16 protein-coding genes are annotated in these 15,501 nt (G+C 44.9%); 3 read left to right on the top strand and 13 right to left on the bottom strand.

Annotated elements, in window-relative coordinates; genetic code table 11:
- Window positions 1-13 precede the first annotated feature (13 nt).
- The 10 genes from treB to HGO23_RS00575 all read right to left on the bottom strand — a co-directional run bounded on the left by treB (window position 14) and on the right by HGO23_RS00575 (window position 9,946).
- A complete protein-coding gene (gene treB, locus HGO23_RS00530) occupies window positions 14-1,447 on the bottom strand; it encodes a PTS trehalose transporter subunit IIBC (RefSeq protein ID WP_099135444.1) in 1,434 nt (477 codons plus the stop codon).
- 908 nt (window positions 1,448-2,355) lie between these two features.
- The gene (locus HGO23_RS00535; RefSeq protein ID WP_099135443.1) at window positions 2,356-3,468 is read right to left on the bottom strand and encodes a DgaE family pyridoxal phosphate-dependent ammonia lyase; all 1,113 of its coding nucleotides are present in this window, start codon (window positions 3,466-3,468) and stop codon (window positions 2,356-2,358) included.
- Entirely contained in the window at window positions 3,452-4,606 is a 1,155-nt protein-coding gene (locus tag HGO23_RS00540) for an amidohydrolase/deacetylase family metallohydrolase (RefSeq protein WP_209027598.1), read from the bottom strand. The genes HGO23_RS00535 and HGO23_RS00540 overlap by 17 nt, the downstream gene beginning before the upstream one ends.
- Before the next feature lie 25 nt (window positions 4,607-4,631).
- Window positions 4,632-5,282, bottom strand: coding sequence for a DUF4310 family protein (locus HGO23_RS00545; protein WP_099135441.1), 651 nt, complete (start codon window positions 5,280-5,282; stop codon window positions 4,632-4,634).
- Window positions 5,283-5,301: 19 nt separating this feature from the next.
- On the bottom strand, window positions 5,302-6,093 hold the full coding sequence (locus tag HGO23_RS00550; protein ID WP_099135440.1) for a DUF4311 domain-containing protein: 792 nt from the start codon (window positions 6,091-6,093) through the stop codon (window positions 5,302-5,304).
- A 26-nt stretch (window positions 6,094-6,119) separates the two neighbouring features.
- Entirely contained in the window at window positions 6,120-6,419 is a 300-nt protein-coding gene (locus HGO23_RS00555) for a DUF4312 family protein (protein ID WP_099135439.1), read from the bottom strand.
- A gap of 2 nt (window positions 6,420-6,421) precedes the next feature.
- On the bottom strand, window positions 6,422-6,805 hold the full coding sequence (locus HGO23_RS00560) for an SFCGS family glycine-rich protein (RefSeq protein ID WP_209027599.1): 384 nt from the start codon (window positions 6,803-6,805) through the stop codon (window positions 6,422-6,424).
- Between the two features lie 60 nt (window positions 6,806-6,865).
- Window positions 6,866-7,204, bottom strand: a complete 339-nt coding sequence (locus HGO23_RS00565) for a transcriptional antiterminator (protein WP_099135499.1) — start codon at window positions 7,202-7,204, stop codon at window positions 6,866-6,868.
- A gap of 258 nt (window positions 7,205-7,462) precedes the next feature.
- Window positions 7,463-9,382 carry a BglG family transcription antiterminator gene (locus HGO23_RS00570; RefSeq protein ID WP_209027600.1) on the bottom strand — a complete coding sequence of 640 codons (1,920 nt, stop codon included), beginning with the start codon at window positions 9,380-9,382 and terminating at the stop codon, window positions 7,463-7,465.
- 21 nt (window positions 9,383-9,403) lie between these two features.
- Window positions 9,404-9,946 carry a dihydrofolate reductase family protein gene (locus HGO23_RS00575; protein WP_099135436.1) on the bottom strand — a complete coding sequence of 181 codons (543 nt, stop codon included), beginning with the start codon at window positions 9,944-9,946 and terminating at the stop codon, window positions 9,404-9,406.
- Between the two features lie 411 nt (window positions 9,947-10,357).
- Here HGO23_RS00575 and HGO23_RS00580 point away from each other — a divergent pair, with 411 nt between their 5' ends.
- On the top strand, window positions 10,358-10,912 hold the full coding sequence (locus tag HGO23_RS00580) for a hypothetical protein (RefSeq protein ID WP_209027601.1): 555 nt from the start codon (window positions 10,358-10,360) through the stop codon (window positions 10,910-10,912).
- A gap of 10 nt (window positions 10,913-10,922) precedes the next feature.
- Window positions 10,923-11,078 carry a hypothetical protein gene (locus HGO23_RS00585; protein WP_209027602.1) on the top strand — a complete coding sequence of 52 codons (156 nt, stop codon included), beginning with the start codon at window positions 10,923-10,925 and terminating at the stop codon, window positions 11,076-11,078.
- 34 nt (window positions 11,079-11,112) lie between these two features.
- Here HGO23_RS00585 and HGO23_RS00590 read toward each other — a convergent pair whose 3' ends face one another.
- A complete protein-coding gene (locus tag HGO23_RS00590) occupies window positions 11,113-12,141 on the bottom strand; it encodes an alpha/beta hydrolase (protein WP_209027603.1) in 1,029 nt (342 codons plus the stop codon).
- A gap of 68 nt (window positions 12,142-12,209) precedes the next feature.
- The gene (locus tag HGO23_RS00595; protein WP_209027604.1) at window positions 12,210-13,394 is read right to left on the bottom strand and encodes an MFS transporter; all 1,185 of its coding nucleotides are present in this window, start codon (window positions 13,392-13,394) and stop codon (window positions 12,210-12,212) included.
- Window positions 13,395-13,601: 207 nt separating this feature from the next.
- On the opposite strand from HGO23_RS00595, the gene HGO23_RS00600 reads away from it, so the two are divergent.
- Window positions 13,602-14,516, top strand: coding sequence for a LysR family transcriptional regulator (locus HGO23_RS00600; protein WP_169923032.1), 915 nt, complete (start codon window positions 13,602-13,604; stop codon window positions 14,514-14,516).
- Between the two features lie 49 nt (window positions 14,517-14,565).
- Here the strand turns inward: HGO23_RS00600 and paaX are convergent, their stop codons facing one another.
- Window positions 14,566-15,498 (bottom strand): phenylacetic acid degradation operon negative regulatory protein PaaX, encoded by a 933-nt coding sequence (paaX, locus tag HGO23_RS00605; RefSeq protein WP_099135498.1) that lies wholly within the window; start codon window positions 15,496-15,498, stop codon window positions 14,566-14,568.
- Window positions 15,499-15,501 lie beyond the last annotated feature (3 nt).

A 15,501-nucleotide genomic window follows, 5' to 3' on the forward strand; every position in this document is an offset into this window, starting at 1 on the left:
TCCTATTAACTAGTTAACTTGCTGCTCTATTAGCCAATGCGACTTTGCGCTCATTCCTGCGATACATCAGAATGGTAAGTACCATTGGCATAACAATAACGATAAGCATGGCAATAAGGTAGATTACCCAGAACTGGGGTTTGATGGACAGAAGACCCGGTATTCCTCCCACACCGATGCCATAGGAAGTAACATGATTGAGTCCACATACCAGACCCGCCAGGCTGGTTCCAATCATTGCACAGAACATGGGGTAGCGGTATTTCAGGTTAATACCATACATGGCAGGTTCGGTAACGCCGAGATAGGCTGAAATCGCCGCCGGAACTGAAATCTCCCGCTCTTTTTCTTTTTTGCTCGCCCAGATAATCCCGATAACCGCAGAGCCTTGAGCAATATTGGACAGGGCAATGATTGGCCAGATAGGTGTTCCGCCTGTGCTTTGGATCATTTGCAGGTCAATGGCCAATGTAGTCTGATGCACGCCAGTGATAACCAGTGGAGCATAGAAGAAGCCAAACAAAGCGGCACCAATCGGAGCAAAACTTCCGGTCATCAGCCCTTTGACACACCATGCAACACCATCACCGATCACACGCCCAATCGGGCCAATTAACGCATGGGCAAGGAAAACTGCCAGCAACAGGGAAACGACCGGAACAATCACCAGATAAAGATAATCCGGCACCAGCTTCTTCAAGCGTGTTTCAATCCATCCTAAGGCCAGACCAGCCATCAGGGAAGGTATAACCTGAGCCTGATAACCCACTTTGGAGATGGTAAACCAGCCGAAATTCCAGACATCAGGCACCTGTTGCCCAAGTAAGTAGGCGTTCATTAATTGTGGGGAGACCAGAGTGATCCCCAGAACGATGCCCAGAATGGGGGTTCCTCCCATTTTTTTAACGGCAGACCAGCAAATACCGACAGGCAGATAGAAAAATATGGCTTCACCAATCAGCCAGAGGAAATCATAGATGGTTTGCCAGATTGGATACATCTGAGCGAGGGATTTTTCTTCACTGAATGGAATTCCCCCGATCAAGTTGCGGAGGCCTAATATCAGACCGCCACTGATAAGAGCAGGCAGCAATGGGAAGAAGATCTCAGCAAAATGTGAAATTGCATTTTCATACCATTTCATATTTTGTCGCGCGGCCTGTTTGACCTCTTCTTTATTGGCCGACTGCTTTCCGGTGGCGGTGAGCAGAGCTTTATAGTAGATATCTACATTCGTCCCGATGACCACTTGGAACTGGCCGGCATTAGTGAAACAACCTTTTACCATTGGTAATTCTTCAATAGCTTTGGCATCGGCTTTTTCTGGTGTATTAAGAACGAACCTAAGTCTGGTGATACAATGGCTTACGGAAGCAATATTCTCTTGCCCCCCGATTAACCTAATAAGATTATCAATATCCTTTTGATTTATTTGTTTTTTCTTCATGCCTTTTCTCCTTTATATGGCAGGAGTAGTGAATTGAATAACGTAAATTGGTGCTATACTCGTCGTCTTTCAGGTTGTAGCTTTGTTGGCTACGTTCACTCATCCCAGTCACATAGTTATCTATGCTCTTGGGGATTAATGAAAGGCTCCTGCCTCTCACCGGAAGCCAGCCTTTGGCTGGGCAAATTCGTTCCCTTGCCGCCTCACTGCATCTTGAAATCCATAGGGTATAACAGAATGATTACTTTTATGATGAGATAATTCATAGAATGAAGTAATAGCCAGTCCATCCTAGTCAGATTTCAGAATTTTGAATATGAAAAGATACGTTGTTTGAGTTTTAGATCACACTTTATTCTATTAGTGTGAAAATATAATACTTTTTATATTACTTAAATTTATTGTTTTAGTGGTTTTAATTTCCTTGGAAATTAATAGGTATGTGTGATGGATATTGTTTTTATTATATTTATTATCTATTAATGCTAAAAATGAAAACGAATTTTATAGCTTTGTTAATGTGTATTCTCATTTAACTGAAAAATAAGATCTATGGTCATTATTAGTCATATCGGACATGGCGAGCGCATCCATATCAGCGCGAAATGCAATTAAAGGTTTGGCCAGATCATTAAATCATGGCAATATTTTGCGGTTTTAAATTCCCGACCAGAGAGTTCGGGGATTTGTAAATTTTGTCGGGTTTCTTTACTGAATTTTGCTAATGAAAATAATTTTTCACTGACATTGTATTTATTTATGTCTACTATCTTACCCTTTTATGCCGAAATTAATTTGAGCAATGAAAGAAGCATCGAGAATATATCCGTTGTTTTCCAAGTTGCAGATTTGCTGGTTGCAACTTGGAATCTAAGGGATGATGTACTTTTTGGCGTTAAAAATATTTGTCATTCCTGTATTACAACCCGTCTGATTTCCGCAGCAATCGTATCAAGTTGTTGTGTAGAAACACTACGGATATCCGCCTCCACTTTACCTTCATTGGCTTTATATTCCCGAAAATAAATCGCAATATTGCCTTGTCGGAGTTGTGCCAGAATTTCAAATGTATTTTTATTAATTCTTTGTTCGTCGAAAGTAATCTCAGCCCGTGCTATATCGCGACCAGCGCTGTCCCAGACGATTTTGGCGGATATGCCGGGAATGTGATTAAGTTTTTCAATAAATGGTTCCAATCTTGCGATCATCTCAGTACCGGTTTCTTTTTTGGCTTTAAGGTACTGCTCGATAGCTAATGTCAGGCCAAGAATGCCCTCTTTGCCGATTTTCATGGCGCGCCCGATACCGTGACTTTGCCGTTTAACCCACTCAACATAAGGTTGTCTGCCAATCACCAAGCCGCTGGTAGGGCCTTCAATCGCTTTGGCTCCGCTGTAGATCACCAAATCCGCGCCTTGCTGGTAATAAAGGGTTAAATCTTCCTCGGCTGCGGCATCCACAATTAAAGGCAGGTTGTGCTGATGTGCGATGTCAGCCGCCTGTGCGGCAGTCAGCATACTTTTCTGGACAGCATGGTGTGATTTGATATAGAGGATAGCAGCGGTTTGAGAGGTGATTTTAGCGGCCAGTTGAAAGGGAGTGCATTCGTTGGCAAAACCTGCTTCGATGACTCTGCCGCCACCCAATGTCATCATCGTCTCAACAGGAGCACCAAAGTTTACGTTATGTCCTTTGGCAATGATGATGTCACGGGGAATGGATTTCCCTGAGTTGTGCAGATTAAATACCAAGTCATTGTCATCTTTGGTTATCACCGCTGCCACAGATTGGGCGATCCCCGCTGAAGCGCAGGAGACGATAACTGCGTTTTCTACGCCAAGTAAATTGGCAATATATACTCCTGTTTTATTTATCAGGTCATCCATCTCAAAATAATGGTGAAGTCCTGTGGTGACCTGTTCAATCACGTCAGGACGTGGTGTTGAAACGCCCAGTGCGGTCATCCGTCCGGCAGCATTGATGACCTGTCGCAATTGATATTTTTCATACAGAGATGTCATTGTGAGTGCTCCTGTTGGTCACTATCGGATCTGCCACTACGATATCTGTGCCAGAAACGATAGCGGCAATGGGAATAAATTGTTGAGTGCCGACTCTGACTTCTCCTTCGGCATCCACAAGCTCAATATGTTGATTTTTCAGCTCAAAAATCGTGATATCACCATCAAAACCACGTTCCAGCCGGCCTTTGCGTGGCAAACGCAGGAAATTTGCTGCATTGATCGTGACACAGCTAAGGACTCGTTCAGGGGAAACTCCCATACTGAGGAATTTATTCATTACGATAGCGAGGCTATAAACCGGCCCGCCCATCCGGTTTCGTTGGTAAATATCGGAACTGATCATATGGGGATAGGCTGCGGAGCGTATGGCTTGTTCCGCAATCCTGAAGCTGAAACTTTCTGTACCATGCCCTACATCTAAGATGATCCCTCGCTCTATTGCCCGTTGAATGGCGGGTTTCAGATCACCTTCGTTATCAAGGATACGGTTCGGTTTGCCGTTAAAGCAGTGGGTGATGATATCGCCTTTGACCAGTTGATCAGCAATTTCCTCCAGATTGGGTGGGGGATTGCCGATATGCACCATCAATGGCAATCCGTTCTTTTGCTGCATCATTTTTGCTTTGAGCAGAGGTTGGAGGCCATTTTCGCCCACCACGCTTTTGCTCATACGGGCTTTCAAGCCAATGACAAATCCGGCATGGCGTTTGACGGCATCTTGCAGGCTGTTATCGTCAATCTGGGTTAAATCTGCCAGTTCGTTCTGGTTCCTGATACCGGTACGGGCAATATTCAGGAAAGCGTAGACATGGGTTTTCGCCTTACGTGCTGTAGTATAAAAATGGTCAATATCATCCGCTCCTGTGCTACCGGCATCGACCACCGTTGTGACACCACTGGCTACGCCGATTAAATCTGGGTCATCAAAATAGAGAGGAGATTGTGGGTAGCAATGCGTGTGGGCATCAATCCAGCCCGCGCTGATGTGGTAATGACCGTACAAATTAATCTCTTTGTTGGCATTCAATCCCGTTGCCACAGCAGGGCCGATATCGATTATCCTGCCATGATTAACGATGATATCAATGATATCTCCGTTGATGAGTTTTCCCTGTCTGATGATTAAGTCATACATGATAGCGATTCTTTACGTAGGATCTTTACGCAGAAAGAGGGAAGAAATAACCGAGTACCATCGCACCCAAAATAGCGCCACCTGCAACCGGTTTTTTCCATAAATAAAAGAGTAGCGCACCAACCAGTGAACCGATACCAATGGGAATCGAAGCCGCCATCGCTGCCAGAATGATTAATGGGCCGAGAAAGCGACCGGAAGCGTTACCGGCACCCATCATGACATCCGCCCCAAAGGTGGAATTTCCCTGATTAACGGTGAATTTCCGGGCAAGGATAATGAGTAGTCCGACCGCAACACCCAATAACATGCCAGTGAGCAGTGAAGCCCAGAAATTGGTGACCAGAAAATCAAAACCCCCTGCCAGCAGCAGCGCAGGAACACCCAAACCGATACCCGTTTGCAGGGCACCACCGATATCCAGGATCCCGACTAATGAACCTTCGATGATCCGGGCGAACAGAAAACTGGCTCCGAATGCGGCCACTGCGCCGTAAGCTCCGGTATCAATGCCGGAGCGCAACATAGCGACGAATGCCACTTCATTGAATGCGCCGAATCCATATACGACGTACATATGTGTACCGGCAAAAATTCCGGCTGACAGCAGACCGACAAACAGCGGGAATGTCCATTCTGCATACCAGAAATCGCTTTTGTTCAGTTCTGTATTCATGGTTATTTTCCACTCAATATTATTTTCCACTCAATAGTTGATGGATATGTTGCAGCCAGTTCGGCGTTTCCAGTGTGAAAACGGTCAATAGTTTAAGATCGAATTCACGGAAGAAGCCGCTGAGGACAAACAGTAAAACGACGGCGACCAGCATGGTTCGGGTCACTTTATTCCAGCCATTGTCATCGACGCCTTTCCCGATCAGGATACCGAGAACCAGACCGGGAATAGCATTCCCCATGATCAATTGCGCGCAGCCGCCAAACAGGGTGGCCCAGAAACCGGAGCGGCGACCGGCATCCATAGCTGCCAGCCAAAACAGTACAGGCATCACGGTATTGACCAGTAAATTAGCAGCAGGCACCAACACATTGGTGGCGGTAGTTTGTAAAGCTGTCGGAACAGCAGAAGCGGTGGTGTTCAGGAAAGCGACTAACAGTGCACCGACTATCCCACAGGCAATGGCCATTCTTTTGGGGTTATGCAGCGTCTCTGCTACATTGCGGTTCTTGATCATCAGGGCAGCGGCTCCCCAATTGGGAATAATGCGATGATCGACATCTTGTGTGAACGCTCCGGCAGCGACGGATGAAGCCCAAGCGTTAAAGAAGAAACCAAGTCCAAAAGAGAAGTGGGATGCGGGATCACCTTCGCAGGAATTTAATTCTCCTAGTGTGCGGAAAGCGCCCATTCCCTGTACTGTCGGAGCATGGAACATGCGGGCTGCTCCGGCACCGAGGCCAAAACCGCACAGGCCACCAATCAGGAATGACATACTGAGTATTTCGAGAAATGACGCTGTAGCTCCCATAAGATTTTCCCCATATCAATCAGGCTTTACGATAATTGACTGAAATGAATGGCTTGTACATCCAGCAAGGTGACATTGACGAAAACATCCAGTACAACGGAATAGTGTTCACGTTGACGAGGCAGGAAAAAGAACAGGAACTTATCTGTTGTCACTGTGCTGGTGGCTTTGATAATGGCAACATCCTTCGGTTCAATGCGCAGGATCAGGTGGGATGTTCCTTTCAGTACCGTGCGTTGTACGGCATTCAGCGCATCGGAGACGGCTTTTTGTTTAGTATCACCGACGCCGCTGACCCTAACTGAGGTTTCGAGCACCGATTTCATGATTAACTTTCCTGTTTTTGACTGTTTGATTTTGTGGATAAAAAAGCCCGTACAAGGCGTTCGCCCAGCTCAGCTTTATCCATAAAACCAAATCCAAGCACAGTACAGCCTTCGTGGATGGCGGTTTCGCCTTCTTCAATGGAACGCATACCGTGGCGAATTTTATAGCCATATTTGTTCTGTGCCGTGATTGCGCCAGCACCTCCACTTCCGCAGAAAGAGATACCGATATCCCCGTGTTCACTGTGCATTACATCACCCAGTTTCATATCTGCGGCTATGCCGGAAATGACTATCGCTTTGCCGCCAGCAGCTTCAACACCGACAGCCACATTTTGTCCTTTACCTAAACGATCACCAATCACCACAATGATTTGTTTTTTCATAATGTTATCTCCAAAATATCCTTGCCAAAATACGATTCCCGAAAACCTTGTCTCTGACGGTTAAGGATTGGAACGTGCAATTTCAAAGTGCACAGATAGCAGATAAACCTCTTCGGCGGCTAATCCGGGGAGGGATTCGACGACTTGGGCAGCCAATGTGATGGATTCTGGTGAGATTTCATCAAACAGAGAATAATCCACTTCTGGCAAAGGCTCTTTTGTTTTGGCTCTCATGACCATAGATTTGACATGAAATTCCAACATCTGTTGCTGAACTTCGGTGGTATAAGCACCCGCCTCTTCCAGCCATACACCAATAAGCCTCAGTAATTTTTGGCTGACAATTTCGGGATCATGAGTCTCTTTTGCCATGTTGAAACGCACAGGGAGATTATTCATAACTGGTTTCCCCATCAAATCGACCATTAGGCTAACGTGGTGTTTTTTTACTGAGATGACTTTAGCGATTTTATTTTCGGCTTTGGAGTTGGCTGATTTCCGTTTCAAAGTGGAAATTAACTGAAAATGGTTAGCCACTGTGGGATTTTGGGGCATATTTGAGTAAAAAACAGGGAGGGAGAATTTTCTCAACCTGCGAATCTGGTCACATTATAATCTTTGGTTTCTGCTGATGTTTGATAATCGACACATATTTATTCAGCGAGAGCGGGTAAGACTGTCTCTGGCTATTATCTGAAAATCAAGGAAGTTTCTGCTCCGCAATAGTCTTTTTGTCGCTTTTTCCCTGACAAATGTAACAAACAGATCATAAATCGCCATGGCTTCTTCATAATCATCTTTGCTGATAGCAAGCAGGAAAATAACGTTTGCCTGCTCTTTTGTTTCCTTGTTCCATTCAATTCCTTTAGGGGCAAGGATGGTGACGACAACTGTTTTTAGTGCCAATAACCCTAATGTGTGCGGCAGTGCAATATTCTCACCTAATAGCGTGGAGATAATCGATTCCCGTTCGGTCAACGAAGCGCAGAAGTTTTCTTCCACATAGCCATCTGCCTGTAATTTACGGCAAACCTTTTTAAACAAGTCTTTCTGAGTCATTTCATCTTTGATAATCATGAAATAACGTTCATCAAAAAAACGTTCAAGAATGTAAGGATAGGTCTGATCCTGCATGACCAGTTGCCGAATCTGCTTCAGTTGATAGGAAGTCGGAAATGCGGAGATTTTGGTGACAGGTTTATTTTTTTCATGCAAGTGCGAAGTTGTGATGACGAAGTTCTCTTCCACATATTCTAATAAATCGTATTCGTGAGGCAGCAAGACACGTTGGATACTGAGTTGGGGGAATTCACGGGCAATTTGGGCCTCGATCATCCGTTGGGTAGCATTACCAACATCGGTGACGATCAGCACATGGTTAACCCGGCTATAATGACGCTCAAGGCCAACGCCGATATGTACAGCCAGATAGCCAAGTTCATCTTCACCAACAACACAAGGAAATTGATCTTCTATACGGCTCAGAGCGCTGACGACCACATCATAGGCGAACGGATAATATTGTTTGATCTCGGCTAACAGCGGGTTTTTCGTATTGATTTGATTCTGTAACCGGCTGACTAATACCGCTAAATGAGTCGCAAGATCGTGTCTTAACTTGCTGTCATGACGTAAGTCATAGTTATAGGATTGACTGATGTAGTTAAGGATATCTCCCACCCATTGATGGCTATCAGTGAGTTGACTGGTGAGAGTATTCGGTTTTGGAATTCGCTGAGCAGCGATCTGCCTGCCGAGATAGAATGTTTCTGCGGCAGGCATACCATTGTTCCAAAAGAGACTCAATGCTTTTGAAATTTCATGTACTGCATTTTGGATCGCGTTATCCAGCTCACTGACTGAACCAGAGGGCAGTCGATGGCTGTGACTCATTCTGAGAATAGAAACCGCACAGTTGAATATCAGATATTGTCGCCCTTCACTGGTCACGCGGATATCAAATCGGGTCAGGCTGTTTTGCAGGTTTTTTTCAATATAGGTCAGATCGATATTGGTCAGAATATCCGGCCTGAACTGGCTGAGAGAGGGTTCAAAAGCCAGTAAAAAGCGGTGGATCAAAGTATCCGTCAGGCAGGCACGAATTAATCTTTCATCGCCACTTAATTTAGTACCCAAATGGGGAGTACTTTCCAATTGCAGGGGATATTTGCTTAAGATCTCACGTATAACGCCCATACCATGTTGCAGCGTGCTACGGCTGATAGACCATTCTTCCGCAATATTATCCAGTTTGATGGGGGCTGAACCCATTAGCAGTTTGAAGAGCAAAGCATCAATGCGATCATCGGCTGTGTGTGGGATCGTTCTGATCGTCTGCTTTTGTTGGATCAGGGAAGCAAATAGTGAAGGATCTTCAATGTGAAGAGTATAACCGACCTTACGTTTATAAAAGATCTGCGTTCCATAATCGCGCAGAATATCATTCAATTCAGCTATATCTGTACGGATAGTCCGGCTGGAAACTGCAAAGCGTTTTGCTAATTCAGCCTGTGGCAATATTGCTGCCTGAACGGCCTCAAAGATATAGACAAGGCGAGAATAGGGGAACAGGGCCACGGTGATACCTTTTGCAAATAATCATGCTGTTGACTTGATATCCATAATGGTTTCGATTGCGCCACTGCTCAACAATTGCTGTTTATTAGGTATTGCCTGAATCGAATGGCTGACTGGCAGAACGCGAATGCCTGAGCCTAAAAACACGGGAACCGTAGTAATAAACAGTTGTTGTAATTCTCCTGCATCTGCAAAAAATGCAGCCGTTTTCCCTCCACCAATGACCCAAACATCTTTACCTTTAGCTGCCGCTTTTGCTTTGACAGCAATTTGATTGGCTGAATCATGCGTGACAACAGCATTTATTTCTGCCGGAATGGACAAATTTCTGGAGGAGAGAATAAAAGAGGGAATATTCTGATATGGCCAGTGACCAGAAGTATTTTTCATAATCCATTCATAAGTGCCTGCACCTATAATTGCCGCGCCAATGCTTTGATAAAATTTCTCGTAAGGAGTGGCATCATCGCTGAGGGTAAATGTCTCTAACCAACCTAATTCATGGTTTTCTGTAGCGATATAACCATCCATTGTGGCGGCAACATAATAAACGAGCTTTGACATATCTTTCCTTATTTTTAATTTTTAGGATTTGTGGATGTTTGAGCAATCCAATAGGTGTTGAGGATAAATTTTTTATTAAATTAATTAATAACTCTATCAGGAGAATCAGAAACCGATTAACTTTTTAAAGTAATATTTTAGAAGTGCATGTTTAAAATTGATGTTTGTCACATAACTTACTGAAATAAATGGATTGTCTATATTTTTTATGTATTGATTGTCACAAACACTGAGGATATAGAACGGTAATAAATAATTTCTATTGTTGATAATTATACTCTGAAAGATGAAAAGCATAATTAAAAAATAAGAGCTGTCTTACTGGACACTAGTTTGATTTGTTCATAAGACATTTTTATTATAATGCAATGGGTTAGGGAACGGATTTAACCAAAAAAAAGATAAATAACTATGTCTAAATTTATTATTATGCGGAATAACCGGACGTTACTTAATGAAACTGTCTTTTATCTGACTCCTGAACAGAAAGCGATGTTGATGGTGTTTTTGGCGGAGACAAAATCTCCAGATTCATTGGGAACAAAGTATGATGAAAAAGAAGCTAAAGATACTATGCAGTATATGCATGATGCCTTATTAAACAGAGTTAAGTTCCCTAAAGCACATGAACTTGATGTACCAAAACATGGAAATAAATTAATTGGACTAATTTCAGGGCCTCGGACAATAGAAGGATTTCAGCAATACCCTAATATTAAAAATGATATAAAGGACAGAATTGATAGTATGATCGCGACTGCGAATGATGGAACTCACTCGAAATTTTTAGCCTACCGACGATTAATTACAAATGCCATAAATATAGCAAAAAGTAATAAAATATCTAATGTAGAGATAGTTGCATGGAGAACAATCGGGCGTGGCTCTCCTGGTCCAAATTTCATAAAAGTATTTTCATTACAAGGGCAAGATTTTTATAAGTTGTCTGATAGTTATCTAAAATAAGAGATTGAATATGAAATATTTAATTGGGCTATGTATGATTTTATTCCCTTTAGTTGTTTTTTCAAAACAAGAAGCATTAGATTTTAATATTTTGGAGAAAACAGGACAGTGGGGAATATATTACAAAAAAACAAAAGCCACTCTATATAAAAGCCACTCTATATAGAAGTGGCTTCAAATAATCTTTGTTCAATTGCGTATTACTTTAAATTATCTTTGAAAAATGAAGTCAGTTTCGTGAAAGGAATGAGATTGGTACGATCATACAGGTCAACATGGCCCGTGCCTGGAACGATATACAATTCTTTAGGTTCAGCAGCACGCTTGTAGGCATCTTCACTGAATTCCTTCGAATGTGCCTGATCTCCGGTGATAAACAGCATCGGACGCGGTGAAATGGTTTCGATATCGTTGAACGGATAGAAATTCATAAACTTCACGTTGCTGGTCAGTGTCGGATGCGTAGTCAGCTCTGGTGAGGAGCCTTTCGGCGTAAACTCACCGCGAGGTGTACGGTAGAAATCATAAAACTCTTTCTCAATCGGTGACGAGTTTTCATCAATCTTATGCACAGTACCACTGGTGTATTTAGTTTTGCCCCCGGTGAACTCGACATAACGCTGCTCTGCTGCATTGGCGATGATTTTCTTACGTTGTTCCAGTGTTAAGGAATGGTTGAGCATGTTACGGTTAGCGGAACCCATGTCGTACATGCTAACAGTGGCAATCGCCTTCATACGAGGATCGATTTTGGCCGCGCTGATAATAAAGCTGCCGCTACCACAGATGCCCAGCATACCGATACGATTTCTGTCCACAAATGGGCGGGTGCCGAGATAATCCACTGCGGCGCTGAAGTCTTCCGCATAGATGTCTGGAGAAACGGCATTGCGTGGCTGGCCTTCGCTCTCACCCCAGAAAGAAAGGTCGATAGCTAACGTTATAAAGCCTTGTTCAGCCAGTTTCTGAGCATACAGATTTGCGCTCTGCTCTTTTACAGCACCCATTGGGTGGCCAATGATTATTGCCGGATTTTTAGTGTCCTGATTCATGTCTTTCGGGATGAACAGATTCCCAGTAACATTCATCTGGTACTGGTTTTTAAAAGTCACTTTTTGCAGGGTAACTTTATTGCTTTTGTAAAAATTATCTGCACCGTTAGACATATCTGCTCCCGTTGCAGCGAATGAGCTGATTAACAGCCCTAACAGCATGGTCAAAGTTTTCATGGAAATATCCTCATTGAAGGTTTAGATAAGCGGGCATATGCACGCCGGTTACTATGTTGATTACTCCGTCAGTGTGTTCGTGAAGTCAAAAAAGCCAGACAGGCGGCAAGCATTAGTAGTACGCCACTGGTGATGAATAGGCTTCGATAACCGCTGTGGTTAAAGGTCAGCCCCCCTATGGTGGAACCCAGAGCAATAGACAGTTGGATGACTGCCACCATTAAACCGCCACCTGCTTCGGCGTCCTGCGGTAACGTTCTGGCGATCCAGGTCCACCAACCGACGGGCGCGGCGGTGGCAACCAATCCCCAGACTCCGAGCAACGGAGCAACGATCCAGACTTTATGACCGAATGCCATCAACGCACCGGTAATTGCCATCATCAGTAATGGGATGGCAATAAGCGTTTGATAAAACCCCGTTTTCAGGAACGTGCCGATGACCAGAGTCCCTACAAAACCGGCAATACCAATTGTCAGTAAAATCATCGACAGTGCCGGTATACCGACATGGGTGACCGTCTCAAGGAACGGACGCACGTAGGTAAAGAAGGTAAATTGCCCCATAAAAAAAATCCCACAGGCTGTCAGCCCTGAGACGACGAGTGGCTGTTTAAACAAACGAAAAATATTGCCTGAAGGAGAACCATTTTTTTCGTACTTTATGGCGGGCAGACTGAGCCACTGCCAGATAAATGCAATCAGCGCGATCGGTACAAGGCAGAAAAATGTGCCACGCCAGCCCATCACTAAGCCTAGGTAACTCCCTAGCGGTGCGGCGATGACTGTCGCCAGTGCATTGCCACCGTTGAAAATCGCCAGTGCGCGAGGTACTTGATGTTGCGGTACTAAACGAATGGCTGCCGCCGCCGACATGGACCAGAAACCGCCAATAGCGATTCCGATCAGCGCACGTCCTGCCATATAGGTTAGGTAATTAGGTGCCAGCGCTATCACTACACTGGAAAACGCCATCAAGGATGTCATCCCCAGCAGCAGTTTACGGCTTATGTTCCTGGCAAGCGTGGATATCGACAGACTGGTCAGCACTGCCAGAGCACCGGAGATTGTAATTCCCTGACCAGCCAGCCCCTCGCTGACGCCCAGATCACGGGAGATTGGTGTTAATAGGCTGACAGGCATAAACTCTGATGCCACGAGGGCAAATACGCACAGCGTCATCGCCAGTACACCGTTCCAGTACGCTTGTGTTTGGGTATGCTGTTCTGACATGTCATTCAGATGTTTTGTCATGAATTGTCTTATCCTCTGTTTTAAGGCATTCACACACGGATATAAGGCGAATTTTGGGAAAATGGAGGGAATTGCCTCGCTAGCGTGTTTTCTTTAAAGAATGTTTTTCTGATAAAAATTCTACACACGTGGTGTGTTCTGACTAGCTAATGAATTCTTAATAGTCTTATAATCCAGGCTTATAAATCTAAACTGGTGGGGGATATGGTGAAACGTAATCTTAACGATCTTCTCTCGTTTGTCACGATAGCACGTGAGGGCAGCTTCACTCGTGCTGCTGCATTGCTTGGGGTGACGCAGCCCGCCCTCAGTCAGGCGATCACCGGACTGGAAAATCGCATGAAGATCCGTTTGCTGACACGTACTACGCGTAGCGTTTCCCCGACAGTTGCCGGAGAACGGCTACTGCGGGCTATTGGTAATCGCTTTGATGAAATTGAAGCGGAACTGGATATGCTGACGGAGTTGCGCGATAAACCGGCTGGCACAGTGCGGATAACCTGTGGTCCGAATGTTCTGCACACTGTCCTGTTACCCAAACTTGCGCCTTTACTCCGTGAGTATCCAGATATCAAACTGGAGTTTGATGCGAACCACGGGTTTCGCAATATTGTGGAAGATCGATTCGATGCGGGAGTACGTTTGGGCGATACCATTGATAAGGATATGATTGCAGTGCCGATTGGTCCGCAATTACGTATGGCGGCAGTAGCATCCCCGGACTACTTCGCCAGCCATCCTATACCGCAGACACCGCAGAATTTAGTGCATCATAATTGTATCAGTATGCGCATGACGAGTTCCGGCGGACTCTATGTCTGGGAATTCGATCATGAAGACGGGCAGGTGAACGTGCGTGTGGACGGACAGCTTATTTTTAATACTTCGGCACATATAGTAGATGCTGCGTTGGCTGGGCTGGGGATTGCATTTTTGCCGGAAAAAGAATTTGGCTCACATATTGAAGAAGGACGCCTGATACGTGTATTGGAAGAGTGGTGTGCGCCTTTTCCCGGCTATTACCTTTATTACGCTAGCAGAAAACAGCCTTCTCCGGCATTTAGGCTTGTTGTCGATGCACTATGGGAAAAGAAATGTCCGAATCTACCAAAACAATGGTAGGAAGTTGATCAGGCATAAACATTTCCTCAAAATTGATTGTCAGACGGTACTAAGTTCCGCTGCGTAATCCACCGAAACGACGATAATACGCGGCAGCAGGTTGGGGCAGTTTACCTATGGTGGTTTCACATTGTTCACTGATGTACCGTGTTGCGGCAGGGCCAATGCGCTGGTAAATGTTGATACATAAATGACGGGCGATTTGCCCTTCCCACTGTGCAGGCAGCAGGACATTCGGTAATAGTGGATCGCGCAGTACAACACGGCGGTAAAAGTGGATAAGCAAAAGGCGTAGTTGAAAGCAGCGTTCTGGTGTCAGTTCGTCTGTGTTGCAGTCTTGCAATAGTTTCATTAAAGGACGGAATGAGATGATAAATTCATGGTAGTGCTGAGCAACCTGATCCAGTGACCAACTGGCGGATACCCGCTCTTTCAGGCTCTGTTCTGAACGGGGATAAGGATAATCCGCCCGGAAGTAAATAACAGAGTCACTGGCGTTGAGTTCTCCAAGCAGGGCCGGAATATCACTTTGTGAGCTGCTGGGGGCAGCCATTAATGTGCCGTTGAGTTGACCAAATCCAAGCCAGCTCAACTCTTTTTTCAGGCGGGAGCGTTCTTCTTTGTTGCTTTCTTCCAGTAGCAGCAAATCCCATTTGCCATCCCATGCAGGTTGTTCGCTGAGATAAATTTTACTCTCAGCATGGCGAAATTGGTTCATGCCGCGTTCTGTGATGCGGTAATAGCTACGACGACCTATTTTCTCCACTTCCAGCCAACCCTCTTTTTGCAAACGAAAGACAGATGTTCGCACAAAGCGGTCACTGAATCCCATCGGCTCCAGCAGAAGGCTGAGACTGCCCAACCAGATTTCACCACCCCGATGACTGAGGGCATCACCATACAGAGAAATGATCAGCGATGTTCCGCTAATCGGTTGGGCATCAAGAGCATATTGAATAAAATCGTCGAGTTTGTGTGTCATATT

It is taken from the genome of Xenorhabdus budapestensis (assembly GCF_017743015.1).
GTDB classification, from domain to species: Bacteria; Pseudomonadota; Gammaproteobacteria; order Enterobacterales; family Enterobacteriaceae; genus Xenorhabdus; species Xenorhabdus budapestensis.